The sequence below is a fragment of the Microbacterium sp. MMO-35 genome, from assembly GCF_037147555.1.
Classification (GTDB): Bacteria; Actinomycetota; Actinomycetes; order Actinomycetales; family Microbacteriaceae; genus Microbacterium.
This window is the reverse complement of the sequence record NZ_JBBCVH010000005.1, coordinates 20,546-44,238: the sequence shown is the minus strand read 5'-3', so window position 1 is coordinate 44,238 and position 23,693 is coordinate 20,546. Positions and strand designations below refer to the sequence as shown.

23 protein-coding genes and 1 pseudogene are annotated in these 23,693 nt (G+C 71.6%); 5 read left to right on the top strand and 19 right to left on the bottom strand.

Annotation, left to right across the window (positions count from 1 at the left end; genetic code table 11):
• Nucleotides 1-12: 12 nt before the first annotated feature.
• Both WFJ01_RS11805 and WFJ01_RS11800 read left to right on the top strand, forming a co-directional pair.
• The gene (locus tag WFJ01_RS11805; RefSeq protein WP_336629112.1) at nucleotides 13-423 is read left to right on the top strand and encodes an arsenate reductase ArsC; all 411 of its coding nucleotides are present in this window, start codon (nucleotides 13-15) and stop codon (nucleotides 421-423) included.
• A 183-nt stretch (nucleotides 424-606) separates the two neighbouring features.
• The gene (locus WFJ01_RS11800; RefSeq protein WP_292882049.1) at nucleotides 607-1,230 is read left to right on the top strand and encodes a histidine phosphatase family protein; all 624 of its coding nucleotides are present in this window, start codon (nucleotides 607-609) and stop codon (nucleotides 1,228-1,230) included.
• Nucleotides 1,231-1,387: 157 nt separating this feature from the next.
• On the opposite strand, the gene WFJ01_RS11795 is transcribed toward WFJ01_RS11800, so the two are convergent.
• Both WFJ01_RS11795 and WFJ01_RS11790 read right to left on the bottom strand, forming a co-directional pair.
• A complete protein-coding gene (locus tag WFJ01_RS11795) occupies nucleotides 1,388-2,791 on the bottom strand; it encodes an aspartate aminotransferase family protein (protein ID WP_292882052.1) in 1,404 nt (467 codons plus the stop codon).
• Nucleotides 2,792-2,809: 18 nt separating this feature from the next.
• A complete protein-coding gene (locus WFJ01_RS11790) occupies nucleotides 2,810-4,309 on the bottom strand; it encodes a CoA-acylating methylmalonate-semialdehyde dehydrogenase (protein WP_292882055.1) in 1,500 nt (499 codons plus the stop codon).
• A gap of 90 nt (nucleotides 4,310-4,399) precedes the next feature.
• Here WFJ01_RS11790 and WFJ01_RS11785 point away from each other — a divergent pair, with 90 nt between their 5' ends.
• The gene (locus tag WFJ01_RS11785; RefSeq protein ID WP_336629111.1) at nucleotides 4,400-6,079 is read left to right on the top strand and encodes a PucR family transcriptional regulator; all 1,680 of its coding nucleotides are present in this window, start codon (nucleotides 4,400-4,402) and stop codon (nucleotides 6,077-6,079) included.
• A gap of 182 nt (nucleotides 6,080-6,261) precedes the next feature.
• Here the strand turns inward: WFJ01_RS11785 and WFJ01_RS11780 are convergent, their stop codons facing one another.
• The 4 genes from WFJ01_RS11780 to WFJ01_RS11765 form a co-directional block, all read right to left on the bottom strand.
• Nucleotides 6,262-6,687: a VOC family protein gene (locus tag WFJ01_RS11780; protein ID WP_251444186.1), complete on the bottom strand. Its 426-nt coding sequence runs from the start codon at nucleotides 6,685-6,687 to the stop codon at nucleotides 6,262-6,264.
• 133 nt (nucleotides 6,688-6,820) lie between these two features.
• Nucleotides 6,821-7,165: a cupin domain-containing protein gene (locus WFJ01_RS11775; RefSeq protein WP_292882062.1), complete on the bottom strand. Its 345-nt coding sequence runs from the start codon at nucleotides 7,163-7,165 to the stop codon at nucleotides 6,821-6,823.
• Nucleotides 7,162-8,556 carry an NAD(P)/FAD-dependent oxidoreductase gene (locus tag WFJ01_RS11770; protein ID WP_336629110.1) on the bottom strand — a complete coding sequence of 465 codons (1,395 nt, stop codon included), beginning with the start codon at nucleotides 8,554-8,556 and terminating at the stop codon, nucleotides 7,162-7,164. Before WFJ01_RS11770 ends, WFJ01_RS11775 begins: the two co-directional genes overlap by 4 nt.
• Nucleotides 8,557-8,663: 107 nt before the next feature.
• Nucleotides 8,664-9,131, bottom strand: coding sequence for an Lrp/AsnC family transcriptional regulator (locus tag WFJ01_RS11765; RefSeq protein ID WP_251444178.1), 468 nt, complete (start codon nucleotides 9,129-9,131; stop codon nucleotides 8,664-8,666).
• Nucleotides 9,132-9,231: 100 nt separating this feature from the next.
• Between WFJ01_RS11765 and WFJ01_RS11760 the strand changes: the two genes are divergently transcribed.
• Together WFJ01_RS11760 and WFJ01_RS11755 are read left to right on the top strand one after the other, a co-directional pair.
• Nucleotides 9,232-10,680, top strand: coding sequence for an aminobutyraldehyde dehydrogenase (locus tag WFJ01_RS11760; RefSeq protein ID WP_336629109.1), 1,449 nt, complete (start codon nucleotides 9,232-9,234; stop codon nucleotides 10,678-10,680).
• A 244-nt stretch (nucleotides 10,681-10,924) separates the two neighbouring features.
• Entirely contained in the window at nucleotides 10,925-11,695 is a 771-nt protein-coding gene (locus WFJ01_RS11755; RefSeq protein WP_336629108.1) for an alpha/beta hydrolase, read from the top strand.
• A gap of 97 nt (nucleotides 11,696-11,792) precedes the next feature.
• Here the strand turns inward: WFJ01_RS11755 and WFJ01_RS11750 are convergent, their stop codons facing one another.
• The 13 genes and pseudogenes from WFJ01_RS11750 to WFJ01_RS11690 form a co-directional block, all read right to left on the bottom strand.
• On the bottom strand, nucleotides 11,793-12,494 hold the full coding sequence (locus WFJ01_RS11750) for a type 1 glutamine amidotransferase domain-containing protein (protein ID WP_292882076.1): 702 nt from the start codon (nucleotides 12,492-12,494) through the stop codon (nucleotides 11,793-11,795).
• An 89-nt stretch (nucleotides 12,495-12,583) separates the two neighbouring features.
• Nucleotides 12,584-13,453 (bottom strand): LysR family transcriptional regulator, encoded by an 870-nt coding sequence (locus WFJ01_RS11745; protein ID WP_336629107.1) that lies wholly within the window; start codon nucleotides 13,451-13,453, stop codon nucleotides 12,584-12,586.
• A gap of 102 nt (nucleotides 13,454-13,555) precedes the next feature.
• Nucleotides 13,556-14,473, bottom strand: coding sequence for an ABC transporter substrate-binding protein (locus WFJ01_RS11740; RefSeq protein WP_251444163.1), 918 nt, complete (start codon nucleotides 14,471-14,473; stop codon nucleotides 13,556-13,558).
• A gap of 52 nt (nucleotides 14,474-14,525) precedes the next feature.
• Entirely contained in the window at nucleotides 14,526-15,254 is a 729-nt protein-coding gene (locus WFJ01_RS11735) for an ABC transporter permease (protein WP_336629106.1), read from the bottom strand.
• Complete coding sequence (locus tag WFJ01_RS11730; protein ID WP_251444157.1) at nucleotides 15,251-15,973, bottom strand: ABC transporter permease; 723 nt, start codon at nucleotides 15,971-15,973, stop codon at nucleotides 15,251-15,253. The genes WFJ01_RS11735 and WFJ01_RS11730 overlap by 4 nt, the downstream gene beginning before the upstream one ends.
• Nucleotide 15,974: 1 nt before the next feature.
• Nucleotides 15,975-16,841: an ABC transporter ATP-binding protein gene (locus tag WFJ01_RS11725; RefSeq protein WP_251444154.1), complete on the bottom strand. Its 867-nt coding sequence runs from the start codon at nucleotides 16,839-16,841 to the stop codon at nucleotides 15,975-15,977.
• 13 nt (nucleotides 16,842-16,854) lie between these two features.
• Nucleotides 16,855-17,187, bottom strand: coding sequence for a DUF427 domain-containing protein (locus WFJ01_RS11720; protein WP_292882092.1), 333 nt, complete (start codon nucleotides 17,185-17,187; stop codon nucleotides 16,855-16,857).
• A 138-nt stretch (nucleotides 17,188-17,325) separates the two neighbouring features.
• The gene (locus WFJ01_RS11715; RefSeq protein ID WP_336629105.1) at nucleotides 17,326-18,744 is read right to left on the bottom strand and encodes a dihydrolipoyl dehydrogenase family protein; all 1,419 of its coding nucleotides are present in this window, start codon (nucleotides 18,742-18,744) and stop codon (nucleotides 17,326-17,328) included.
• Between the two features lie 89 nt (nucleotides 18,745-18,833).
• Entirely contained in the window at nucleotides 18,834-19,451 is a 618-nt protein-coding gene (locus WFJ01_RS11710) for a hypothetical protein (protein WP_336629104.1), read from the bottom strand.
• A 38-nt stretch (nucleotides 19,452-19,489) separates the two neighbouring features.
• Nucleotides 19,490-20,758, bottom strand: a complete 1,269-nt coding sequence (locus WFJ01_RS11705; RefSeq protein ID WP_336629103.1) for a hypothetical protein — start codon at nucleotides 20,756-20,758, stop codon at nucleotides 19,490-19,492.
• 143 nt (nucleotides 20,759-20,901) lie between these two features.
• Nucleotides 20,902-21,081: pseudogene (locus tag WFJ01_RS11700) on the bottom strand (hypothetical protein); the annotation flags it as partial.
• Nucleotides 21,082-21,119: 38 nt separating this feature from the next.
• The gene (locus WFJ01_RS11695; RefSeq protein ID WP_336629102.1) at nucleotides 21,120-22,247 is read right to left on the bottom strand and encodes a lactonase family protein; all 1,128 of its coding nucleotides are present in this window, start codon (nucleotides 22,245-22,247) and stop codon (nucleotides 21,120-21,122) included.
• Between the two features lie 120 nt (nucleotides 22,248-22,367).
• Nucleotides 22,368-23,654, bottom strand: a complete 1,287-nt coding sequence (locus tag WFJ01_RS11690) for an adenylosuccinate synthase (protein WP_251444130.1) — start codon at nucleotides 23,652-23,654, stop codon at nucleotides 22,368-22,370.
• Between the last annotated feature and the right edge of the window lie 39 nt (nucleotides 23,655-23,693).

Sequence of the window (23,693 nt, the reverse complement as noted above, 5' to 3'; positions counted from 1 at the left end):
CCGAGGAGACGCATGACCGCCGAAACCGCCCCCGCCGTCCTGTTCGTCTGCGTGCACAACGCGGGCCGTTCGCAGATGGCCGCCGGCTTCCTGCACGCCATCGCCGGAGACCGGATCCAGGTCCGCTCCGCCGGCTCCCTGCCCGCCGACGAGATCAACCCCGTGGCCGTCGCCGCGATGGCCGAGGTCGGCATCGACATCGCCGCCGAGCAGCCGAAGGTCCTCACGACCGAGGCCGTGCAGGATTCCGACGTCGTCATCACGATGGGCTGCGGCGACGCCTGCCCGTTCTTCCCCGGCAAGCGCTACGAGGACTGGAAGCTCGACGACCCCGCCGGCCAGGGCATCGACGCGGTGCGGCCGATCCGCGACGAGATCCGCCGCCGGATCGAGGCGCTCGTCGGGGAGCTGCTGCCGGCCTGAGCCGGATCCCCGCCGCGGTGCTCCCGCGCTCCCGTCGCAGAACGCCTCTGCTCCCGTCGCAGAAAGTGTCGTCGTGGCGCCCTGATGGCCGCAGTTTCTGCGACCGGAACGGACCGGGCGACGAGACCGACCCGGCGTGGTGGCCGTCGGTCTGAGTCCCGCACGCGCTCGTAGGCTGGATCCATGACGCGCATCTGGGTGGTCCGGCACGGACAGAGCATGCTGAACGCGGCGGAGCGGATGCAGGGCTGGTCCGACGCGCCGCTCACCCCCCTCGGCCGGGATCAGGCCACGGCCCGGGGTCTCGACTTCGCCGCCGCCGGGATCCGGTTCGATGCGGCCTTCTCGGGCGACGGCATCCGGCATCGCGAGACCGCGGCGCGACTGCTCGACGCGGCCGGATCCGGCCTGCAGGCGAGTTCGGATCCGCGCTGGCGCGAGCTGTGCTTCGGCGGGCTCGAGGCGGTCCGCGCCCGCAGGTTCGTCCGGCTCATGCAGGCGCACGTCGCAGCGGACAATCCGTTCTTCGCGACGCTCGACGCCCTCGCTGAGCAGGATCCGCTCGCCGAATCCCCCGCCGACGTGGCCCGACGCGCGACCGAGGCGCTGCACGACGTCGCGGGAGCCGGATCCGAGGTGCTCGTGGTCACGAGCGGCATCACGATCCTGACGCTGCTGCACGGCCTCGGCGCCGACCTCTCGCACCTCACGATCGGCCCCGAGAACCTGTCGGTCTCGACCGTGCTGCGCGTGGACGACGGCTGGCGCGTCGACCGGGCCGCGATGCCGGATCCCGTCGCGGTCTGACCGTCGTCGCCCCGGAACCGGGCGCCGCGGCGGGCAGCACTCCCGCGCGGCAGGCCGACCGGATTCAGGCCGGACAGCCGCAATGCGGAGGGGGAGCCGCGGATTTCCGCGGCTCCCCCTCCGGCATGGACCGATCCAGCCTGAATCCGGTCGGGCCTCAGACGGTGTACCCGTCCGCGACGTCGAGAGCGGCGTCGATCGCGGAGAGGCCGCGCACGAGCTCGTCCTCGGTGATCACCAGCGGCGGGGCGATGTGCGTGCGGTTGAAGTGCACGAACGGCCACACCCCGCCCTTCTTCGCGGCGGCGACGAAGGCGCCCATCGGCGCCGCATCGGCTCCTGCCGCGTTGAACGGCACGAGCGGCTCGCGCGTCTCCTTCGAGCGCACGAGCTCGACCGCCCAGAACAGGCCCTGGCCGCGCACCTCGCCCACGCTCGGGTGCTTCTCCCGCCATCCCTGCAGGGTCGGCTCCACGATGCGGGACCCGAGGTCGCGCACGCGCTCCAGGATCCCGTCGCGGCGGAACACCTCGAAGGTCGCGACGCCCGCGGCGCAGGCCAGCGGGTGCCCGGAGTAGGTGAGTCCGCCGGCGAACGGCACCGTGTCGAACGCGGAGGCGATCCGGTCGGAGATCACGACGCCGCCGAGCGGGACGTAGCCCGAGTTCACGCCCTTGGCGAAGGTGATGAGGTCGGGCTTCGCGTCGAACGCGTCGACGCCGAACCACTCGCCCAGGCGACCGAACCCGACCATGACCTCGTCGGCGATGTAGACGATGCCGTACCGGTCGCACAGGTCGCGCACGCCCTGCAGGTAACCGGGCGGCGGCACGAGCACGCCGTTGGTGCCCACGACCGTCTCGATGATGATCGCGGCGATCGTCGTCGGGCCCTCGAGCTGGATCGTCTGCTCGAGGTGCTCGAGCGCGCGCTGCGACTCCTGCTCCAGGGTCTCGGAGTGGAACGCCGAGCGGTACAGGTACGGACCGAAGAAGCGCACGGTGCCGTTGTCGACGGTGTCGTTCGCCCAGCGCCGCGGGTCACCGGTCATCGAGATCGCCGTCGCGGTGGAGCCGTGATAGCTGCGGTACATCGACAGCACCTTGCGGCGCCCGGTCACGGTGCGCGCCATGCGCACCGCGTACTCGTTGGCGTCGGCGCCGCCGTTGGTGAAGAACACCTTCTCCATGCCCTCGGGTGCGACCTCGGCGATGAGCCGGGCCAGTTCGCCGCGCACGTCGTTCGCCATCGACGGCTGGATCGTCGCGAGCCGGCCGGCCTGCTGCTGGATCGCGGCGACGAGGTCGGGCTGCTGGTGCCCCAGGTTCAGGTTCACCAGCTGGCTGGAGAAGTCGAGGTAGGCGTTGCCCTGGTAGTCCCAGAACGTGGATCCCTCGCCTGCGGCGACGGGCACCGGGTCGATGAGCGCCTGCGCGCTCCAGGAGTGGAACACGTGCGCGCGGTCGTCGGCGCGCACCTGCGCCTCGGCCTCGGCGGCGGGGAGCGCGTGCGCCTCGCCGTGACGGTCGATCAGGCGCGCGGTGTCGGTGGTGACGGTCATGATCGGGATCCTTCCGCGTCAGTGGTTGCTCGGGAAGCCGAGGTCGACCTGCGCCGGCGTGTGGTCGGGCCAGCGCGTGGTGACGACCTTGGAGCGCGTGTAGAAGTGGATCGACTCGGGTCCGTAGATGTGCGAGTCGCCGAACAGCGAGGCCTTCCAGCCGCCGAACGAGAACGCGCCGATCGGCACGGGGATCGGCACGTTGACGCCGACCATGCCGACCTCGATGTCGAACTCGAACTCGCGGGCGGTGCCACCGTCGCGGGTGAAGATGGCGGTGCCGTTGCCGAACTGGTGCGCGTTGATGAGCTCGACCGCCTCCGCGTAGCTGCCCACGCGGACGACCGAGAGCACCGGACCGAAGATCTCGTCCTCGTACAGCTTCATGCCCGGCTTGACGTGGTCGATGAGGCTGATCCCGGTGAAGAAGCCGTTCTCGTCGAGACGCTCGCCCGCGGCGATCCGCTGCGTGCCGTCGATGAGCACGGTGGCGCCCTCGGCGGCGGCTCCCGTGACGTAGCCCTCCACGCGGTCGCGGTGCTCGCGGGTGACCAGCGGACCCATCTCGCTCGCCGCGTCCGTGCCGTCGCCGATGCGCAGGTTCTGCACCTTCTCGGTGATCGACGCGATGAGGGGCTCGGCGACATCGCCCACGGCGACGAGCACCGAGACGGCCATGCAGCGCTCGCCGGCGGATCCGTAGGCGGCGGAGACCGCGGCGGCCGCGGCGCCGTCGATGTCGGCGTCGGGCATGACGACCATGTGGTTCTTGGCGCCGCCGAGGGCCTGCACGCGCTTGCCGTTCGCGGAGGCGCGCTCGTAGATCGACTTCGCGATCGGCGTGGATCCGACGAAGCTGACGGCCTTGACGTCGGGCGAGTCGAGCAGGGTGTCGACCGCGACCTTGTCGCCGTTCACGACGTTGAGCACGCCGTCGGGAAGCCCCGCCTCCTGGAACGCCTTGGCGAGCCAGATCGCCGCGGACGGGTCCTTCTCGCTGGGCTTGAGCACGACCGTGTTGCCGCACGCGATCGCCGAGGCGACCATCCACAGCGGCACCATGACCGGGAAGTTGAACGGGGTGATGCAGGCGACGACGCCGACCGGCTGCTTGACCGAGTGCACGTCGACGCCGCGCGCGACCTGCTCGGAGTGCTCGCCCTTGAGCAGGTGCACGAGACCGGCGGCGAACTCGACGTTCTCGATGCCGCGCGAGACCTCGCCGGCAGCATCGGAGAGCACCTTGCCGTGCTCGCTCGTGACGATGGCGGCGAGCTCGGGCGTGCGCTCGGCGAGGATCTGGCGCAGGCGGAAGAACACGTCGGCGCGCTTGATGAGGCTGGTCGCGCGCCACGCGGGGCCGGCGGCCTTGGCTGCGGCGATCGCCTGCTCGACCTCGGCGACGCTCGCGAAGGCGACGGTGCGGTGGGCCTCGCCGGTGGCCGGGTTGTAGACCGGTCCGGTGCGCTCGGTCTCGCCGGCCTCTGCGCCGTTGATGAAGTGGCGGATCAGGGTCACGCTGTGCTCCTCGGGGTGGGGATTCGGACACTCTGATCGACGGCGTCCGCGGGCTTGTCCTCCTATGCTCACAGCGGAGAGGATGGATCCATGCCTGCAGATCGTCTGGACTTCGTCACCGATCGGACAGATCGTCCGGAAGCGTTCGAGCCCGGTCTCCCGACCGTCGCCGACGCGCTCGAGGTCGCCTCGCTGCAGGCGGGGATCCCGGAGGTGCTGGCCGGATCCGTCGACGTGCCGGTGCGCTGGGTGCACGTCTCCGACAGCGAGCGCGTCGCCGCGCTGCTCGACGGCGGAGAGCTGCTGCTCACCACGGGCGCCGGGTGGCCGGGCGGCGCGGATGCGCTGACCCGGCTCGCCGATGAGTTGGCCGACGCGGGGCTGGCGGGGATCGTGCTGGAGCTCGGCACCCGGTTCGCCGTGGTGCCCCCGGCGCTCGTCGCGGCATGCCGCGCCCGCGAGCTCGCCCTGGTGACCCTGGACCGCGAAGTGAAGTTCGTCACGGTCACGGAAGAGGTGCACCGCCGGATCATCGCCGGCCAGGTCGAGGCGCTCCAGGAACGGCAGCGCCTGCACGAGCTGTTCACCGGGCTGAGCCTGCGCGGCGCTCCGGTCGAGATCGTGGTGCGCGAGACAGCGCGGGCGCTCGGCGCTCCGGTCGTGCTGGAGGACCTGGCGCACGAGCTCGTGTTCGCCGACACCGCGCACCGCCCCGAGGCGGAGGTGCTCGCGAGCTGGACCTCGCGGTCGCGGCGCCTGGATCCGGAGTGGACCCGGGTTCCGGTCGCGGCGCGCGGCACCCGCTGGGGCGAGCTCGTGGCCCTGCCGGGGCCGCCGCATCCTGCGGGCCGCGCGACCGTGCTCGAGCAGGCGGCGACCGCGCTGGCCCTGTCCCGCCTCGCCGACGGCGAGGGCGCGTGGTCACGGCTGCGCGCGGAGGGACTGATCGCGGCCGTGCTCGGCGAGCGGTACACGACGGTCGCCGACATCGAGGCCCGGCTGGAGGCATCCGGGTTCCCCCTGCGCGGGCGCGCGCTGCACGTCGCCGTGGGCCGCCGCGAGACGACCACGGCAACGCGCGACGATCGGCACACGATGAGACGATCGGCACACGGATCCGGCGAGAACCCGCGCCGATCGGCACAGGCTGTGCAGATCGTGACGGACCCGTTGGGGCGCAGCGCGGATCCGACCGGGCGCGGCACGATTCCGGGCGGCCGCGGCGCGGACCCGGCCGGCCGCGCCGGCGGCGACGACGTCCGCACCCTGAGCGCCGACATCGGCGAGGAGCGGATCCTGCTCGTCTCACTCCCCGCCGGATCGCGGATCCCGGAGTCCCTGCTCGCGGAACTCGGATCCGGCGCCGCCGGCGACCCCTGCGCCTCGACCGGCGAGCTGCTCGCGGCGATCCCCGTGGTGCGCCGGCTGGCCGGGCAGGCCGCGCCGGGGGAGCTGCTTCGCGTCGCCGATCGGCCGCTCGCGCGCCTCGCCGCCGAGCTCAGCGGCGACCACCGCCTGCAGGAGCACAGCGCGCGGCTGCTCGCCCCGCTCATCCGGCACGACGACGCAACCGACGGCGACCTGCTCCGGGTGCTGCGCGCGATCGTCGCGCATCCGGGCAACCGCACCGCCGCCGCGGCCGCCTCGCACCTGTCGCGCTCGGTGTTCTATCAGCGCCTCGACCTCATCGCGGATCTGCTCGGCGCCGACCTCGACGACGGCGAGACCCTGTCCGCGCTGCACTTGGCGCTGCTCGCCCACGGGCGCTGACCGGCCCGCGGGCGCTGACGCGCCACGGGCAACCAGCGCGGCAGCCAGCGCGGGCCACCCTGGCACCCGGCAACCTGCGCGGCAGCCCCCTGCACAATTCAGGCCAGGACCCGCGATCCGGGCCGATTCCGGCCGTACGTCGCACCACCGGATCCATGCAGCCTGAGTTGTGCGCGCCGGTCTCAGCCGGCCGGGTGCCCGCCGCCCATCACCCGCTCCACCATCTCGGGCGAGGGCTGGCCGAGCGCGATGATGTTCTCCTCGCTGTCGCTGAACCACGCGGCGCGCTCGTCCCCCAGATCGGCGATGCCGTCGACGGTCTTCAGCCCGGGGAAGTCGTACTCGTGGAACTCGACCCCGCGGGCGCGCAGCGCCGCCGCGTCGCGCTCGATGTCGTCTGTCACGAGGTTGAGCGCGGTGTTCTGCGCGGTGCCGGCGAAACCGGTGAGGTACACCAGCACGACGGTACCGCCGACGTCGTAGAACACGTTCCCGGACTCGACATCGACCTCGACCGGATCCCGGTCGAGCACGTCATGCCACCAGCGCTTGGCGCGATCGAGATCCGTCGCCGGAAGGACGGCCGTCGCCATGAGTTTCTCGAACATGATGAGCCCCAGCTCCGGGGTGCGGTCATCCTCGCGTCGGCCCAGCACAACGCCGCGCCGCTCGGGCGCGCGAATGATTTCCCCGCGCTGATCATATTCCCGGATCCGTCGCCCGGGAAGGCCTCGCAGAGCGTCAGGCGATGTAGACCTTGCGCAGCGTCTCCGTCACGGTCCAGGTGGTGCGCATGCCCTCGGCGAGACGGACGACGGATCCGGGGCCCACCTCCAGCGGCGGCAGAGACGGCTCGTCGAAGGCGATCGTCGCCCGGCCGGAGAGCACGACGAACAGCTCGTCGGCCTCGGTGTCGGTCGCGGTGCCGGGGGTCATCTCCCAGATCCCGATCTCGCGGTCGCCCGTGTCGTCGAGCACGGCGATCGCCGTGGTCGGCGACCCGGCCACGACCTCGTCCGCGGGCAGCGGCGCGTGTGCGAGGCCGAGGTCGGCGACCGCGGTTCCGGCGGCCGGCAGCGCGGTCACGAGTCGAACCCCATGCCGACGGCGTCGAGCGCCTTGAGGAACAGGTTGCGGCGCCCCTGGTTGTGGTCGGCCTGGTTCATCGCCGCGCGCACGAGGTTCACGCCGATCGACGCCGCCGGCTCGGGCGGGAACGGGATCGGCTTCTCCCGCACCATCTTCAGGCGGGTGCGCTCGGTGTCGAGCCCGGCGAGCTGGTCGAGCATCACGTCGGCCGCGAAGCGCGTCGCGCCGACGCCCAGCCCGGTGAACCCGGTCGCGTAGGCGACACGGCCGCCCCGCGCGGTTCCGAAGAAGGCGCAGAACCGGCTGCAGGAGTCGATCGCGCCGGCCCAGCGGTGGGTGAAGCGCAGCCCCTCGAGCTGCGGGAACGTCGTGAAGAAGTGCGACGCCAGCTTGCGATAGCTCTCCGGGCGCTCCTCGTACTCCTCGCGCACCTTGCCGCCGAAGTGGTAGACCGCGTCGTAGCCGCCGAACAGGATCCGGTTGTCGGCGCTCAGCCGGTAGTAGTGGAACTGGTTCGCGCTGTCGGCGAGACCCTGGCGGTTCTTCCAGCCGATCGCCTCGTACTGCTCCGCCGTCAGCGGCTCGGTCATCAGCTCGTAGTCGTAGACGGGCACGGTCATCAGCCGGTTGCGCTTGAGCAGCGACGGGAACACGTTCGTCGCGAGGGCGACCTGGTCCGCGACGATGGTGCCGTTCTCCGCGGTCACCGTCTGCACGCCCTTTCCGCTGAGGCCGGTGACGCGGGTGCGCTCGAAGATCTGCACGCCGAGCTCTGCGGCCACCCGGGCGAGCTCGAAGGCGAGCTTCGCGGGGTGCACCATCGCGCACCCCTCACGGTCCCAGGATCCGGCGAGGTAGGTGGGCGAGGCGACCTCGGCCTGCACGGCCGTCTGGTCGAGGAAGCCGTCCCCCTCCATCCAGGCGACCTGGTGCGGCTCGACGGCCACCGCCAGCTGCCCGGTGCGCTCCCAGTCGACGTCCATGCCGTAGCGCTCGACGGTCTCCTGGATCCCGTCGAGGTTCTCGAGTCCGAGCCGCTCGAGCGTCTCCATCTCGTCGGGCCAGCGGTTGTGCCCGTTCTCTTCGCCGTGCGTGAGGCTCGCCTCGCAGAACCCGCCGTTGCGGCCCGAGGCCGCCCATCCGACCCGGTTCGCCTCGAGCAGCACGACGCGGCGCTGCGGGTCGCGCTCCTTGGCGCGGATCGCCGTCCACAGTCCGGCGTAGCCGCCACCGACGATCGCGAGATCGGCGCGCACCTCGCCCGACAGGGCCGGGTAGGCGGTGCGCTCGACGTCGTCGAGCCAGAAGGCCGCGTGCGCGGTGTTCTCGAGGGAGCGCTCGATGACCGAAGCGCTCGGCTGCCGTCGTTCGAAGACGGTCGTTCCCATGATGGTTCCTTGTCCGGGAGGAGGTGGGGGTCTTTCGCCGGGGCGCGCCGCAGCGCCCCGGATGCCGCGGTGCGGCCGGGTTCGGGAGAGCGGGCAGGCTCAGCGGATCAGCGCGTGCCCCAGTTGTAGAGGTCCTTGTGGAGCCCTGCATAGAGGAAGCACTCGGTGTGCGAGACGCCCTCGATGGTGCGGATCTGCGTCGCGATCAGCTCGAGCAGATCCTCGTCGCTCTCGCAGATGGCCTCGGCGAGGATGTCGAAGGATCCGAGAGTGACATTGACATATGCGATCTCCGGAATATTCGCGATCGCCTCTGCCGCGACACGGGGATCGCCGTCGACGCGGATGCCCAGCATCGCCATCCGGGAGAAGCCGAGCTGTCGAGGATCCGTGACGGCGACGATCTGCACCACGCCGCTATCGGTGAGTCGCTGTACGCGCTGGCGAACAGCTGCTTCACTGAGACCGACCGCACGTCCGATCTCGGCGTAGGGTCGACGGCCGTCCTCCTGGAGCAGTTCGATGATCCGCTTCGAGACGTCGTCCAGCACCGGCACCTTCGGCTTCTCGCTCATATGACGATTTTGACACTCTCAGACTATCAACGCAACTGATTTCGCAGATTCGGATCCTTTTTCCTTCCGATTTCGTTGATCCTGTCCTATTCTGTTCACCATGCAGAGCACCCTGTCTGAAGCCGCACTGTTGCAGAACTTCATCGGCGGCCGCCTCGTCGCCGCCCACGGTGAGGGCCGCATGGACCTCATCGACCCCGTCACCGAGCAGGTCTACGGCCAGGCGCCGATCTCGGATCAGAGCGACATCGACGCCGCCTACGCCGCCGCGGCCGCCGCCTTCCCCCTCTGGCGCGACACCACCCCGGCCCAGCGGCAGCTGGCGCTGTTCCGGATCGCGGACGCGATGGCCGCACGCGCCGAGGAGTTCGCCGACCTGGAGTCGCAGGACACGGGCAAGCCCCGCGCGAACCTCGTGGCCGACGAGATCGACCAGTCCGTCGACCAGCTGCGCTTCTTCGCCGGGGCCGCGCGGAGCCTGGAGGGCCGCGCCGCCGCGGAGTACATGGCCGGGCACACCTCCTACGTGCGGCGCGAGCCGATCGGCGTGATCGGCCAGGTCACGCCGTGGAACTACCCGCTCAACATGGCCGTGTGGAAGATCGCCCCCGCGCTGGCGGCGGGCAACACGGTCGTGCTCAAGCCCGCGGAGTCGACCCCGCTCACCACCCTGCTGCTCGCCGAGATCGTCGCGGAGCACACGCCCGCCGGCACGCTCAACGTCGTGCTCGGCGATCGCACCACCGGGGCCGCCCTCGTCGCGCACAGGACGCCGCAGATGGTCGCGATCACGGGATCCGTGCGAGCGGGCATGGCGGTCGCCGAGTCGGCGGCGGCCGACGTCAAGCGGGTGCACCTCGAGCTCGGAGGCAAGGCGCCGGCCATCGTCTTCGCCGATGCCTCCATCGCCAAGGCCGCGGAGGGCATCGTCACCGGCGCCTTCTTCAACGCCGGTCAGGACTGCACCGCCGCGACCCGCGTCATCGTGCACGCGTCGGTGCACGACGAGCTGGTGAAGGCGCTCGTCGAGCGGGTGCGCACGCATGCCCGCACCGGCGCTCCGCACGAGGACGGCGTGTTCTTCGGCCCGCTGTCGAGCGCGGCGCAGCTCGCGCAGGTGCAGGGCTTCGTCGACCGCCTGCCCGCGCACGCGGTGATCGAGACCGGCGGCAAGCGGCAGGGCGACACCGGCTACTTCTTCGAGCCGACGATCGTCTCGGGCATGCGCCAGGACGACGAGGCCGTGCAGAACGAGATCTTCGGACCGGTGCTCACCGTGCAGTCCTTCGAGGAGGACGACGAGGCGCTCGCGTTCGCGAACGACGTCCTCTACGCACTGGCGGCGTCGGTATGGACGACCGATCACACCCGATCGCTGCGCTTCTCCCGCGACCTCGACTTCGGCTGCGTCTGGATCAACACGCACATCCCGTTCGTGTCGGACATGCCCCACGGCGGCTTCAAGCACTCCGGCTACGGCAAGGACCTGTCCCAGTACGGCTTCGACGACTACACGCGCATCAAGCATGTGATGAGCGCGCTCGACTGAGGTCGGCGGTGTCCCGCTCGGGCCGGCACGGGTCGCGGATCGGATCCACCGGGCGGGATCCGATCCCGCGCGACGGGGCTCGACGGACAGCGGATGAGGTGCTACTGTCGCCTACGCCGTGCTGGCACGAGAACAGGAGGTGGTCCCCATGAACGAATCGACGTGGGTGCTCCTGATCGGGGTCACGGTCGGACGATAGGTCGTCCGGGAGCGCCCTGCATGCGCACTCCCGAAAGGCACGACCATGAACTCCACCTCTGAACTGACCTTCACAGCCCTGCGGCAGCGCGACGACGACATCGTCGAGCGCGACTTCACGCTGGACGGGATCCCCGGCGTGCTCTGGCTGCCGGGATCCGCCTCCGCCGAGCACCCGGTCCCGCTGATCCTCCTCGGCTACCCGAGCGGGCCCGGGCTCGACCGGATGCGCCCGCGTCTCGACGGCCGCGCCCGCGCCTCCGCCGATCTCGGCTTCGCCTCGGTCGCGCTCGAGATGCCCGGCAACGGTGCGCGGCCCGCGCTGCCCGAGCTCCAGGGCGCCCGCGCCGACCTGATGCGCGCGCTCGACGCCGGCGAACGGCCCGGCGAGGACGTCATCGACCGGCTCGTGCTGCCCCTCGTCGAACGGACCGTGCCCGAATGGCAGGCGGCCCTCGACGCGCTGCTCGCCCTGCCCGAGATCGGCGGACCGGTCGCCTACTCGGGCGGCGTGCTCGCGATCGGCATCCGGCTCGCCCGGGTCGAGCCGCGCATCGTCGCCGCCGGCCTGTTCGCCGGCAGCTACGTGCCGCTGAGCATGTTCGACGAGGCCCGCGCCGTCACGACCCCTCTGCACGTGCTGCTGCAGTGGGACGACGAGGGCAACGACCGGCAGCGCTCGCTCGACGTGTTCGACGCGTTCGGATCCGCCGAGAAGACGCTGCAGGCCAACCTCGGCGGGCACACCGGTGTCCCGGCCCACGCCGGCGAGGACGCCGGGAGGTTCTTCGCCCGGCACCTCGCGCCGCAGAGCTGAACCAGGTCCCGCGAGACCCGCGATCCTGCATGAGATGCCACGCCTGGCGCCAGATCTCATGCGAGAAGCGGTGTCTCGCGGGATCCGCGGCTCGGGCTCAGGCGTTCAGCGCCTCGAGCAGCGTCTGTGCGACCGCGTGGCTGGACTGCGGGTTCTGGCCGCTGATGAGGTTGCCGTCCCGCACGACGTGCGAGCTCCAGGGGGCGCCGCCCTCCACGGTCGCACCGCGGTCGCGCAGCGTCGTCGCCACGAACCACGGGGTGTTCTCGCCGAGCCCGCCGGTGGTCTCCTCCTCGTCGGTGAAGACCGTGAGGGTGCGACCCGAGAAGGCGAACCGGCCGTCGGGCGCCGTCGCGCTGAGCAACCCCGCCGGCCCGTGGCAGAACGGCGCGATGAGCAGCTGCGCAGCATCGGCGGCGACCAGGAGACGCCCGAGATCCTCGTCGAAGGCGAGGTCGGCCATCGGACCGTGGCCTCCCGGAAGCACGACGGCGGCGAAGTCGGTGGCGACGATGTCGCCGAGAGCGGCGGGCGCCTCCAGGTCGGCCCGGATCGTCTCCAGGTAGGCCCGGAACTCCTCGACCCGCGTCGCGTCGCCGACGACGTCGGCATTCAGCGATCCGGGGTCGACCGGCGCGGGGCGTCCACCGGGCGTGGCGATGAGGACGTCATGACCGGCGCGGGTGAGCTCCCGGTGCGCGACGACGAGCTCCTCCGCCCAGAATCCGGTGGGGTGCGCCGTTCCGTCGGCGAGGGTGAGGGAATCGGCCGCGGTCACGGCCATGAGGATCTTCGACATGTGGGTCCTTTCGACACGTCCATGCTCCTCCGCATCAGCGGCACGCCCCCATCGGATGATCGAACCCACCGATCGGGATTCCGGGGACCTCAGGCGATGATCCGCCGCAGGGCCGCGGCGACCGCGGCGACCTCCGGGATGCGCTGCGCTTCTCCGCTCCTGGTGGCGAGGTACAGCGTGTTCAGTGGAGCGACCTGCGGCTCGTCCAGCGCGATGAGCGCACCGTCCTCCAGGTCCTCGTCGACGAGGTAGCGGGGCAGCACCGACATCCCGATGCCGTCGAGCACCGCGCGACGGATCCCGCGGAGGTCGGGGATCACCGCCGCGACCCGCAGTCCGGAGGGAGGACGGTCGAAGACGCTGCGCCAGTACCGACGGATGATCGGCAGGTTCGCCGCGTACGCGACGACCGGCACGTCCTCCGGGATCCCGCCCGCCCAGGAACGAGCGGCCACGAGGACGAACTCCTCGTCATAGAACGGTTCCGCCGTGACACCCTCGCGCCCCGGCGGAACCGCGCTCACCACGAGATCGAGCGCGCCGCCGACGAGCGCGTCGAGAAGGTCCGGGGGGAGCCCGAAGGTGAGGCGGATCGGCCCGCCCGCGGCGGCGAGCAGTTCAGCGAGGCGTGGCACGACCTTCACCGAGAGGATCTCCGCGGCGCCGCCGACATGCACCGTGCGCACCGGGTCGCCGCCCAGAGCCGGCGACAGCAACGCATCCTCGATCGCGTCGACATGCGCGGCCACGCGTCGCGCCAGCTCGAGGCCCTTGGCCGTCGTCGTCACGCCGGCTCGCCCGCGTTCGAACACGGGGAATCCCACGACGGCTTCGAGCGCCTGCACATGCGCGGAGACGGTCGCCTGCGAGAGCCCGAGCAGGTGCGCCGCACGGGTGAGCGATCCCACCCGGTGCACCGTGACGAACGTGCGCAGATGGTCCAGGCTCGGAGCGGTCACGTCCGCCACTGTACGCGGCACGCGGCCGCGGCGCTCCGCGATCCCGGACGCAGGACGGCCCCGGGATCCGCTCCCGGGGCCGTCCTCGTCCGAGGCCGGAGCTCAGCTCAGGCCCTGCTCCTTGAGCCACGCCTTGGCGATGTCGGTGGCCTGCTTCTTGTCGGCCGTGCTCTGGACGTTGAGCTTGACCAGCTCGTCCGTCGTGAGCTTCGCGCTGACGGCGTTGATCGCCTTCGAGACCTTGTCGGCGACGCTCGCGCTCACGATCGGCACGACGTTCGACGGCAGGATGAGGTTCTTCGGATCCTTCAGCGCGACGAGGTCGCCCTTGGCGAAAGCCGGATCCGCCGAGTAGATGTCCGCCACCTGCACGGTGCCGGCCTGCAGTGCCTCGAGCGTGGTCTGGCCGGTCGCGGAGAACGCGAGATCCACGCCGTAGTCGGTCTTCGCCGCGGCAGGGCCGTAGGGGCGCTTCTCGAACTCCGGCGCGGCGCCGACGGTGACCGGCGCGGGCATCTTCGACAGGTCGCCGATCGACTCCAGACCGTACTTGTCGGCATTGGCCTTCGTCACCGTGTAGGTGTCCTGGTCGGCGGCCTTGGCGTAGTCCAGGGCGGTGAGCCCCGACGGCAGCGCCTTCTTCAGCGCGGCGTAGACGTCGTCCGAGCTGTTCGTGTCGGCCTTGCCGCCCAGGTACTCCAGCAGGTTGCCGGTGTACTCCGGGAACAGGCTGATCGCCCCCGACTTCACGTCGGGCATGTAGGCGTCGCGCTGGCCGATGTTGAACTTGCGATCGACCTTCATGCCGTCCTTCTCGAGGGCCTGCGCGTAGATCTCGGCGATGATCTCGTTGGAGTAGTAGGCCTGGGACCCGATGACGATCGTGTCGGAGGAGCCGGATCCGTTCGTCTCGGTGGGCTTGTCGAGCGGGTTGCTGGAGCCGCAGGCGCTGAGCGCCAGGGCCGCGGCGACCGCGACCGACGCAGCGGCGGCGATGCGGGTGATGCGGGCGGTGAACATGGTGTGCCTCTCTTCGGTGGGGAGTCCGTGCTGTGGTGAGGGTCGATGCAGGTCAGGTGCGGGCGGCGCGCAGGGCGCTCCGCCCGCGGGGTTCTTCTCCGGAGCGTGCGTCGCCGGCGCGGACGCCCGCCGGCACGGCGGCCCGCTGGGCGATGGCGAACAGCAGGTCGGCGATCAGCGCGAGCGCCGCGACGAGGAGCGCCCCGGCGAGCACCTGGTCGAACCGGCCGAGCGGGATGCCCTGGATGATCGGGTAACCGAGGCCGCCGAGGTTCACCCAGGCCGCGATCGTCACGGTCGCGATCACCTGCAGGGTCGCGGCGCGCAGACCGCCGATGAGCAGGGGCAGCCCGAGCGGGAACTCGACCCTCCAGAACACCTGCCACGGCGTCATCCCCATCGCCTTCGCGGCGTCGACCACGCGCGGATCGATCGCCTCGATGCCGGTGTAGGCCCCGGCGAGCAGCGAGGGGATCGCGAGCAGCACGAAGGTCACGAGAGCCGCGGCAGGCACCTGCAGCACGCCGAACAGCAGCACGAGCAGGATCAGCAGTCCGAACGAGGGGATCGCCCGCGCGGCGCCGGAGATCGCCACGGCGATCTCGCGCCCTCGCCCGGTGTGCCCGATGACCCAGCCCGCGGGCACCGCGATCACGGCGGCGACCAGCACCGAGGCGAGCGTGTAGAAGAGATGCTGCCCGAGCAGCACCGGCAGTGCGTAGGATCCGGTCCACTGCTCGGGGTCGAGCAGCCAGCGGATCGCGTCCACGAAGAGGTTCATGCGGCGACCTCCTCGGCGACGACCTCGCCGTCGACCCCTGCGGAGGCGCCGAGCGCGGAGGAGGCGACGCGCCCGCGGCGCTTCGCGGCGGCGCGCTGCCACGGCATCACCAGCCGGCCGATCAGCACGAGCAGCAGGTCGACGACGAGCGCCAGGACGATCACGGCGAGGACGCCGGCGAAGACCTCTTCGATGAGGCGTCGATCGAGCCCGTTCGTGAAGAGATAGCCGAGGTTCTGCACGCCGACGAGGATGCCGACGGTCGCGAGCGCGATCGTCGAGACCGCGGCGACGCGCACGCCCGCCAGGATGACGGGGCCCGCGAGCGGAAGATCGACGGTCCAGAACCGCCGTCCGGAGCCGTAGCCCATGGCGGTCGCGGCCCGGCGCACGTCGGCGTCGACCGAGTCGAGCCCGTCGGCGACCGCCCGCACCAGGATCGCGATGTTGTAGATCGTCAGGGCGACGACGAGGTTCGTGGGACTGATCGCGGAGTAGCCCAGCAGCGCCGGCAGCAGGATGAGCAGCGCCAGGGAGGGGATCGTGTAGAGGAGGCCGGTGAGCACGATCACGGGCCCGCGCACCAGCCGGTAGCGCCAGGCGATCCATCCCAGCGGCACCGAGACGACGACCCCGAGCACGAGCGCGATCACGCTCTGCTGCAGGTGAACGGCGGCGAGGCCCACGATGAGCCCGAGGTTGTCGATGATCCAGGTCATGTCAGTCGACCTCGTCGGTCGCGCGCGGCGGATGGGCGTCGAGGAGGTCGGCGGGCGACTGCACGAGGGTTCCCTGCGCCCGCCCGTCGGCGTCGACGACGACCGTGCCGTGCGGCGTCTGCTTGAGGTGCAGTGCGCGCCGACCGCGGTCCGCGCCGATGAACGCCGCGACGAACTCGTCCGCGGGCGCCGTGAGGATCTCGTCCGGGGTGCCCTGCTGCACGATGCGCGCGGCCCTGTCGAGGATCACGATCCGGTCGCCGAGCAGCAGCGCCTCGTCGATGTCGTGCGTGACGAAGACGACCGTCTTGCCGAGCTCGCGCTGCAGACGCAGCAGCTCCTGCTGCAGCTCGGTGCGCACGATCGGGTCGACGGCGCCGAACGGCTCGTCCATGAGCAGGATGTTCGGGTCGGCGGCGAGCCCTCGGGCCACCCCGACGCGCTGCTGCTGCCCGCCGGAGAGCTGGCTCGGGTAGCGCTCCGCGAGCGCCTGATCGAGCCCGACCGTGTCGAGCAGCTCGCGTGCGCGCTCATGCGCCTCGCGCCGGGCGACGCCGTTCAGGCGCAGCACCGTGGCGATGTTGTCGATCACGCTGAAGTGCGGCAGCAGTCCCGAGTTCTGCATCACGTAGCCGATGCGCCGGCGCAGCGCCACGGGATCCCCGTCCAGAACGCTCACGCCGTCGATCTCGACGGCGCCCGAGGTCGGCTCGACCATGCGGTTGATCATGCGCAGCAGGGTGGTCTTGCCGGAGCCCGACGAGCCCACGAGCACGGTCGTCTGACGGGCCGGGATGACGAGGCTGAAGTCATCGACCGCGCGGGTGCCGTCGGGGAACGTCTTGGTGACGGAGCGGAACTCGATCATCGGCCGCGCGCCCTCAGGGGAGGGATCCTTCCTGCGGCACGTCGCCCTCGCGGATCTCCACGGCGCGGTCGAACGCGACGTAGCCCGAGAAGTCGACCCCGACCCGCTCGATCGCGGTCGGGTAGGGGTGCGGATACGCCCACGCCAGATCCTTGTGCTCCTGCTCGTTCACGCGCAGCGAGTAGTACTGGCACTCGCCCTTCCACGGACAGGTGTACGGCGTCGGGCTCTCCTGCAGCACGCCCTCGGTGATCGAGGTGGGCGGGAAGTACCGGTTGCCCTCGATGATCACCACGTCTGAGTCATCCGCGTTGGCGATGATCCGTCCTTCGAATACTGCTTGCATGCTCGTCCCTCCTCGGGAATCGATGCGACACGTTCTTCTCGGCGTGCGGCGCCGCGGCGCCCTTCCGACAGTAGGCCAAGCCTCCGACATCGGGAACAGCCACGTCGCGTTCCGGATTCCCGGCGCCGGATCCGGGGCTCAGGCAGACGCCCGGCCGTAGGCCTCCAGGAGGCGCAGCCACACCTCGCTCATCGTCGGATACGACGGCACCGCGTGCCAGAGCCGCGAGAGCGGAACCTCGCCGACGACCGCGATCGTCGCGGCGTGGATGAGCTCCGCGACATCGGATCCGGCCAGGGTCACCCCGAGCAGCACCTGCCGGTCCTCGTCCACGACCATGTGCGCGCGGCCCTGATAGCCGTCGGCGTGCAGCGACGCGCCGGCGACCGAGGAGAACTCGACCTCGACCTCGCGGACGCGGTGCCCCGCCTCACGGGCAGCCGCGGCGGTGAGGCCCACGGCCGCGACCTCCGGCTCCGAGAACACGACCTGCGGCACCGCGGCGTGGTCCGCCGTCGCGACGTGCCGCCCCCAGCGCGCGTCGTTGACGGGCTCGCCCTTCGCGCGGGCGGCGATCACGTCGCCCGCCGCGCGCGCCTGGTACTTGCCCTGATGCGTGAGCAGCACGCGGCCGTTGACGTCGCCGACCGCGTACAGCCAGTCGACGCCGGGCACGCACAGGGTGTCGTCGGTGCGGATCCATCGGCCCGCCGGCAGGCCCACCGTCTCCAGGCCGATGTCGCCCGAGCGCGGCGTGCGACCGGTGGCGACGAGGATCTCGGCGGCGCGCACGTCGCCGCCGTCCGTGCTCACCGTGACCCCGTCGGCATCCCGGGCGACGCTCTTCGTCACGACGCCCGTGCGCACGTCGACGCCGAGCGCACGCAGGCCCTCGGCGACGAGTCCGGCGGCGAACGGCTCGACGGATCCGAGCAGCCCGCTGCGGGCGAGCACCGTGACCTCCGCGCCGAGCGACGCATACGCCGTGGCCATCTCGACGGCGACCACGCCGCCGCCGATGACGACGAGCGAGGCCGGGATCTCCTCGGCGCTCGTGGCCTCGCGGCTGGTCCACGGATTCGCCTCGTGGAGTCCCGGGATCGGCGGGATCGCGGCATCGGATCCGGTGCTGACCGCCACGGCATGACGGGCGGTGAGGGTGCGCACGCCGCCGTCTGGCGCGGTGACGGCGACCTTCCGCTCCCCGCTCAGGCGCCCGTGCCCGCGGACGAGGTCGATTCCGGCCGAGTCGAGCCAGGCGACCTGGCCGTCGTCCTGCCAGTGGCTCGTGAAGGAGTCGCGCCGGTCGAGCACCGCACGCACGTCGAGCTCGCCGGTGACCGCCTCGGCCGCGCCGCCGACGTGCCGGGCCGCGCGCAGCGCCTGCGGCGAGCGCAGCAGCGCCTTGGAGGGCATGCAGGCCCAGTACGAGCACTCGCCCCCGACCAGCTCGCCCTCCACGATCACGGCGGTGAGTCCCGCCTGGACGGCCCGGTCGGCCACGTTCTCCCCCACCGGGCCGCCGCCCAGCACGATCAGGTCGTATTCGTCGGTCATCTGCGCTCCGTTCGTCGTGCTTCGTCGGGACGGGTCCGTCCCACCCTCCCAGACCCGGGTGGCACGGGCGTCGCATTCTTACGGGATCGTCAGGATCCCGCCCCCTGTCCGGAGGTGACCACCGACGGATCCAGCACCTCCACGACCAGCGGATCCTCGGGACCCGCGCCCCGGATGCGCCACACGCGCACCGTCGCGCCCACCCCCGGCACCTCCGTCTGCAGGAGCATCCGGGATCGTGCGGTGGGGCGCTCCCAGACGGCGGACGACACCCCCGTCGCCGTCTCGACGGCGAGCTCGAAACGGTCGACTCCGCCGTCCTCGATCGTCGAGACCGTGCGCGCGACGACCGTGCCGTCGACGCGCTCGATGCGGCCCGACGCTTGACGCCAGCAGGCGAGCGCTCGCACCCTCAGGGCGCTCTTCGCCAGCGCCCCGGCGAAGACGAACCAGAGCACCACGACGAGTGCGGCGATGAACGCGGTGAACAGCACCGAGAACCAGACCCCGGGGGTCGGCGTGGTCCAGAGCGGGATGAGCGTCCCCGCACCGACGGCGGTCGCGAGCAGGAGGAGCACCACATACACCGCGCGGGCGCCCGGCCGCATCGCGCCTCGGATCGGGAGATCGGCCGGCGGGACGGGATCCGGCCAGCGCGGGAGCAGCACCACGACCTGGCCGACGGACGCCGAGGGCGGAGGGGTCATAGCGCGAGTCTAGGTCGCACGGGTCCGCGCGTCACGGCTCAGCGGCAGGCGGCCGCCTTGTCGATGAGCTCCTGGGGAGGGGGTCCGTAGGCCTGGGTGCCGTTGCCCTCGTCGGTGAAACCCATGCTGATCGCCCACGCGGTCGCCCAGGCCTCGACGGTCTGCGAGTTGGTGGTGTCGTACATCCCCCAGCACTTCGTCGTGATCGCGTGCCCGACCTCGTGCGCGACGAGCGCGTGGCTCGAGGGGCCCGGCCAGTCCTCGGCGACCGAGTTCGACAGCCGGATGGTCGCGTACTGCCCCCAGGTGGTGGGCCAGACCGTCTCACCGGAGAGATAGCCGTTGTCGCCGCCGAGGTCGTTCACCCGGTCCGCCCACTCGAAGTCGAGCAGCACGCCCGGCGCGAGCCCGCGCGCGAAGTCCTCAATCTCCTGGCGCGCCCCCTGAAGCGGGCCGGCTTCCGCGGCGAGCGTCGCGGCGTGCCCGTCCCGCACCTTCTGGATGCTCGCCGCGTAGTCGCGGAAGCCCTGGGCCACCTCCTCGTCGAACGAGGTGGTCGCGACCAGTTTCGCGGCGAGGTCGCGCATCGCCAGGACGCCCGCGTTCGGCGAGGGCCGGTTGTCGTTCTCGATCTGGGCTGCGAGGCCGCCCGCCGCGTTGGCCACCGCCACCCCGGTCTTGTCGAGCGCACTCGTCGCGGATCCGAGCTCCTCGGACGAACGGCCGAGCGCCGACCCCAGCGTGCGCATCGCCCGCGAATCCGCGTCGAGCCGCGCGGTGCGCGCATACAGCTCCCAGAACCAGAACGGCTTGGCGCCGGGTTCCGGCACCGGTGTCGCGCTGAGCGACATGGCCGCGGCCGACGCCTTCTGCGCCCGGTCCCGCGCTGCCGTGAGGGCGGCGCGGTCCGCGTCGCCGACGAGTGCCGGATCGGTCACCGCCAGCAGCGTGTCGGCGGCGCGGGCCGACTCGTCGTCGACGGCGCGGACGCGATCGTTGTGCGTCGCCTCGTCGCTCTGCGTCGACACCGCAGAGGCCAGCCCCGTGCGCGCCTGGTCGTAGCCGAGGTTCGCGGTGAGCTGCAGCACCGTGGCGAGACCCGCGAGCAGCAGCACTCCGGCGACCGACAGCGACCAGGCCAGCACGGCCCGACGTCGACCCCGGAGAGCCGGTGTCTGCGGCGCGGGGGCGTGGAGCGCGGCGTGGTCGTATGCGGTCGCGTTGGCCGGGCCCGCGGATCCTCCCGCGGTCGTGAAGTCATGCCCGCCGTCCGGCGTGCCGGCGACGGCATCAGGTGTGCCCGGCACCGGAGTCGATCGTCCCTCGGCCACGTCGCCCCCCTGACCTCGCGTCACTGCACTGCGGAACCCGTCCGGCACCGCTGCGTCTCAGGATAGGGCCTGGCGGGTGCGGGTCCGTGCGCCCCTCGGGATCGGCGCCGCGGCGGCCGTCACAGCCGCGGGTCGATCGGGTCGGACTCCAGCGCAAGCACCCCGAACACCGCCTGATGCACGCGCCAGAGCGGTTCGCCCGCGGTGAACCGATGCAGGGCCTCGATGCCGAGCGCGTACTCCCGTGCGGCGAGCGAGCGCTTGCGGCCGGTGTCCCGATCGCGCAGTCGGGCGAGCCGATCCTCCAAGACGGCGGGGCCGGCCGACGGATCCGGCCTCAGCGCGCGAGCAGCAGGTGCGTCGGCGCCGGGGCGGGAGTGCGGTGCCGGATCCGGCCCGGGGCCCCGGTGCGCTCGTCGAGGTCGAGCACGCTGATCTCGTCCGAGCGCTGTCCCGCGACGAGCAGCGCGCCGTCGTGCACGAGATGGTGGCGGGGCCAGTCGACGCCGGCGTCGGCGAGCGCGAGGGGCTCGACCCGCTCGCCGGATCCGCGCACCCGGAGCGCCGCGATCGTGTTGCTGCCGCGCACCCCGGCGTACAGGGTCTCGCCGTCGCGGGAGCGGCTGAGCTCGGACGGATAGTCGTGTCCGGGCGTCGCGATCGCCGAGACCGCGGTCGCGGCGATCAGCCCCCAGCGACCCTCGCGGTCGGCGGCCAGCGTGAACAGCTCGCACGAGTACTCGGTGACGACATGCAGGTGCCCGCTCGGATGCACGACCATGTGCCGCGGGCCGGATCCCCGGGGCAGCACGACCTCGTGGTCGAGCGCCAGCCCGGACGCCGCCGGACGCCAGATCCGCACGAGGTCGTAGCCGAGGTCGGTCGTCGCGACCCGCCCGTCGGGCAGGAACGCGGCGGCGTGGGCGTGCGAGACCCGGGGGTCGCCGTTCGGGTCGAGGCGGTTCGGATCCGAGGCATAGGGGTCGACGGCGGCCGCCGGATCGCCATCGCCCTCGCCGGACGCCTCGTCCGAATCCTCGCCGAACAGGGCCGCGCGCAGTTCGGCCGCCCTGTCGCGCGCCGCCGGCACCAGCCCGCCGTCGGCGTCGAGCCCGATCCGCACCACGCGGCCGTCGCCGTAGCAGCTCGCGACGAGGAACCGTCCGTCGGGGGCGACCGCCAGATGGCACACGTACTGCCCGGCCGCCACCGGACGACCGACCGGGCGCAGGGCACTCTCACCGGTCCGCGCGAACGCGGCGACCTCGCCGGATCCCTCGAGCACCGCGTAGACCACGTCGAGGGTCGGATGCTGTGCGAGCCAGGACGGCGACGGGGCGGGCGCCACCGCACCGCGGTAGGCGAGCGTCGTCGGACCGTGTCCCTCATCGACGGCGAGCAGCCCGATGCCGTCAGCCGGTCCCTCCATGTCGACGCCGTAGCCGCCGACCCAGAATCGCGTCATCGCTCCCTCACTCTCTCGTCGAGTGCACCCGATGCTGTCGAGTGCACGGGTCGTTCACTCCGATAGCCCGTGCATTCGGCAGCCTTCCGTGCGCTCGGCACGCCGTCCGTCCCGCGGGTGTCAGTCGACGAGGTCGTGCCGGACGACGACCTGGTCGCGCTCGGGGCCGACGCCGATCACCGAGATGCGCGTGCCGGACATCTTCTCCAGGGCGAGCACGTAGTCCTGGGCGTTCTTCGGCAGCTCCTCGAACGTGCGCGCGGAGGAGATGTCCTCCTGCCAGCCCGGGAAGTACTCCAGGATCGGCTTCGCATGGTGGAAGTCGCTCTGGTTCACGGGCACGTCGTCGAAGCGCACGCCGTCGACGTCGTAGGCGACGCACACGGGGATCTGGTCGAGTCCGTCGAGGATGTCGAGCTTGGTGAGCACGAGGTCGGTGATGCCGTTCACGCGCGTCGCGTACCGCGTGATGGGGGCGTCGTACCAGCCGACGCGGCGCGGACGCCCGGTCGTGGTGCCGAACTCGAAGCCGCGCGCGCGCAGCCAGTCGCCCTGCTCGTCGAAGAGCTCGGTGGGGAACGGACCGGATCCGACCCGCGTCGTGTACGCCTTGACGATGCCGACGATCCGGTCCAGGCGACCGGGACCGACGCCGGATCCCGTCGAGGCGCCGCCCGCGGTGGCCGACGACGAGGTCACGAACGGATACGTGCCGTGGTCGACGTCGAGCATGGTGGCCTGGCCGCCCTCGAACACGACGACCTCGCCGCGCTGCAGGGCGTCGTCGAGCAGGTGCCCGGTGTCGGCGACCATCGGACGCAGCCGCTCCGCGTAGGAGAGCAGGTCGTCCACGATCTCGTCGACGGCGATGGCGCGGCGGTTGAAGACCTTCACCAGCAGGTGGTTCTTCTGGTCGAGGGCCCCCTCGACCTTCTGCCGCAGGATGTTCTCGTCGAAGAGGTCCTGCACGCGGATCCCGACGCGGTTGATCTTGTCGGCGTAGGCCGGGCCGATGCCGCGGCCGGTGGTGCCGATCATCCGCTTTCCGAGGAAGCGCTCGGTGACCTTGTCGAGGGTGCGGTGGTACTGGGTGATGATGTGCGCGTTGGCGCTCACCTTCAGCCGGGACGTGTCGATGCCGCGGGATCCGAGCGCCTCGAGCTCGTGGAACAGCACCTCGAGGTCGATCACGACGCCGTTGCCGATGACCGGGGTGACGCCGGGCGAGAGGATGCCCGAGGGCAGCAGGTGCAGGGCGTACTTCTCGTCGCCGACGACCACCGTGTGTCCGGCGTTGTTGCCGCCGTTGAACTTGACGACCCAGTCGGTGCGCTCGCCGAGCAGGTCGGTGGCCTTGCCCTTGCCCTCGTCGCCCCACTGGACGCCGACGATCACGATTCCTGGCATGGGTGCATCCCCCTTGGGTGCGGCCGGTGGCCGCCGTGC

Coding starts and splice junctions, on each gene's coding strand:
- WFJ01_RS11805 (WP_336629112.1), top strand. CDS start 13: ATGACCGCCGAAACCGCCCCCGCCGTCCTGTTCGTCTGCGTGCACAAC.
- WFJ01_RS11800 (WP_292882049.1), top strand. CDS start 607: ATGACGCGCATCTGGGTGGTCCGGCACGGACAGAGCATGCTGAACGCG.
- WFJ01_RS11795 (WP_292882052.1), bottom strand. CDS start 2,791: ATGACCGTCACCACCGACACCGCGCGCCTGATCGACCGTCACGGCGAG.
- WFJ01_RS11785 (WP_336629111.1), top strand. CDS start 4,400: ATGCCTGCAGATCGTCTGGACTTCGTCACCGATCGGACAGATCGTCCG.
- WFJ01_RS11780 (WP_251444186.1), bottom strand. CDS start 6,687: ATGTTCGAGAAACTCATGGCGACGGCCGTCCTTCCGGCGACGGATCTC.
- WFJ01_RS11770 (WP_336629110.1), bottom strand. CDS start 8,556: ATGGGAACGACCGTCTTCGAACGACGGCAGCCGAGCGCTTCGGTCATC.
- WFJ01_RS11765 (WP_251444178.1), bottom strand. CDS start 9,131: ATGAGCGAGAAGCCGAAGGTGCCGGTGCTGGACGACGTCTCGAAGCGG.
- WFJ01_RS11760 (WP_336629109.1), top strand. CDS start 9,232: ATGCAGAGCACCCTGTCTGAAGCCGCACTGTTGCAGAACTTCATCGGC.
- WFJ01_RS11755 (WP_336629108.1), top strand. CDS start 10,925: ATGAACTCCACCTCTGAACTGACCTTCACAGCCCTGCGGCAGCGCGAC.
- WFJ01_RS11750 (WP_292882076.1), bottom strand. CDS start 12,494: ATGTCGAAGATCCTCATGGCCGTGACCGCGGCCGATTCCCTCACCCTC.
- WFJ01_RS11740 (WP_251444163.1), bottom strand. CDS start 14,473: ATGTTCACCGCCCGCATCACCCGCATCGCCGCCGCTGCGTCGGTCGCG.
- WFJ01_RS11735 (WP_336629106.1), bottom strand. CDS start 15,254: ATGAACCTCTTCGTGGACGCGATCCGCTGGCTGCTCGACCCCGAGCAG.
- WFJ01_RS11730 (WP_251444157.1), bottom strand. CDS start 15,973: ATGACCTGGATCATCGACAACCTCGGGCTCATCGTGGGCCTCGCCGCC.
- WFJ01_RS11725 (WP_251444154.1), bottom strand. CDS start 16,841: ATGATCGAGTTCCGCTCCGTCACCAAGACGTTCCCCGACGGCACCCGC.
- WFJ01_RS11720 (WP_292882092.1), bottom strand. CDS start 17,187: ATGCAAGCAGTATTCGAAGGACGGATCATCGCCAACGCGGATGACTCA.
- WFJ01_RS11715 (WP_336629105.1), bottom strand. CDS start 18,744: ATGACCGACGAATACGACCTGATCGTGCTGGGCGGCGGCCCGGTGGGG.
- WFJ01_RS11710 (WP_336629104.1), bottom strand. CDS start 19,451: ATGACCCCTCCGCCCTCGGCGTCCGTCGGCCAGGTCGTGGTGCTGCTC.
- WFJ01_RS11695 (WP_336629102.1), bottom strand. CDS start 22,247: ATGACGCGATTCTGGGTCGGCGGCTACGGCGTCGACATGGAGGGACCG.
- WFJ01_RS11690 (WP_251444130.1), bottom strand. CDS start 23,654: ATGCCAGGAATCGTGATCGTCGGCGTCCAGTGGGGCGACGAGGGCAAG.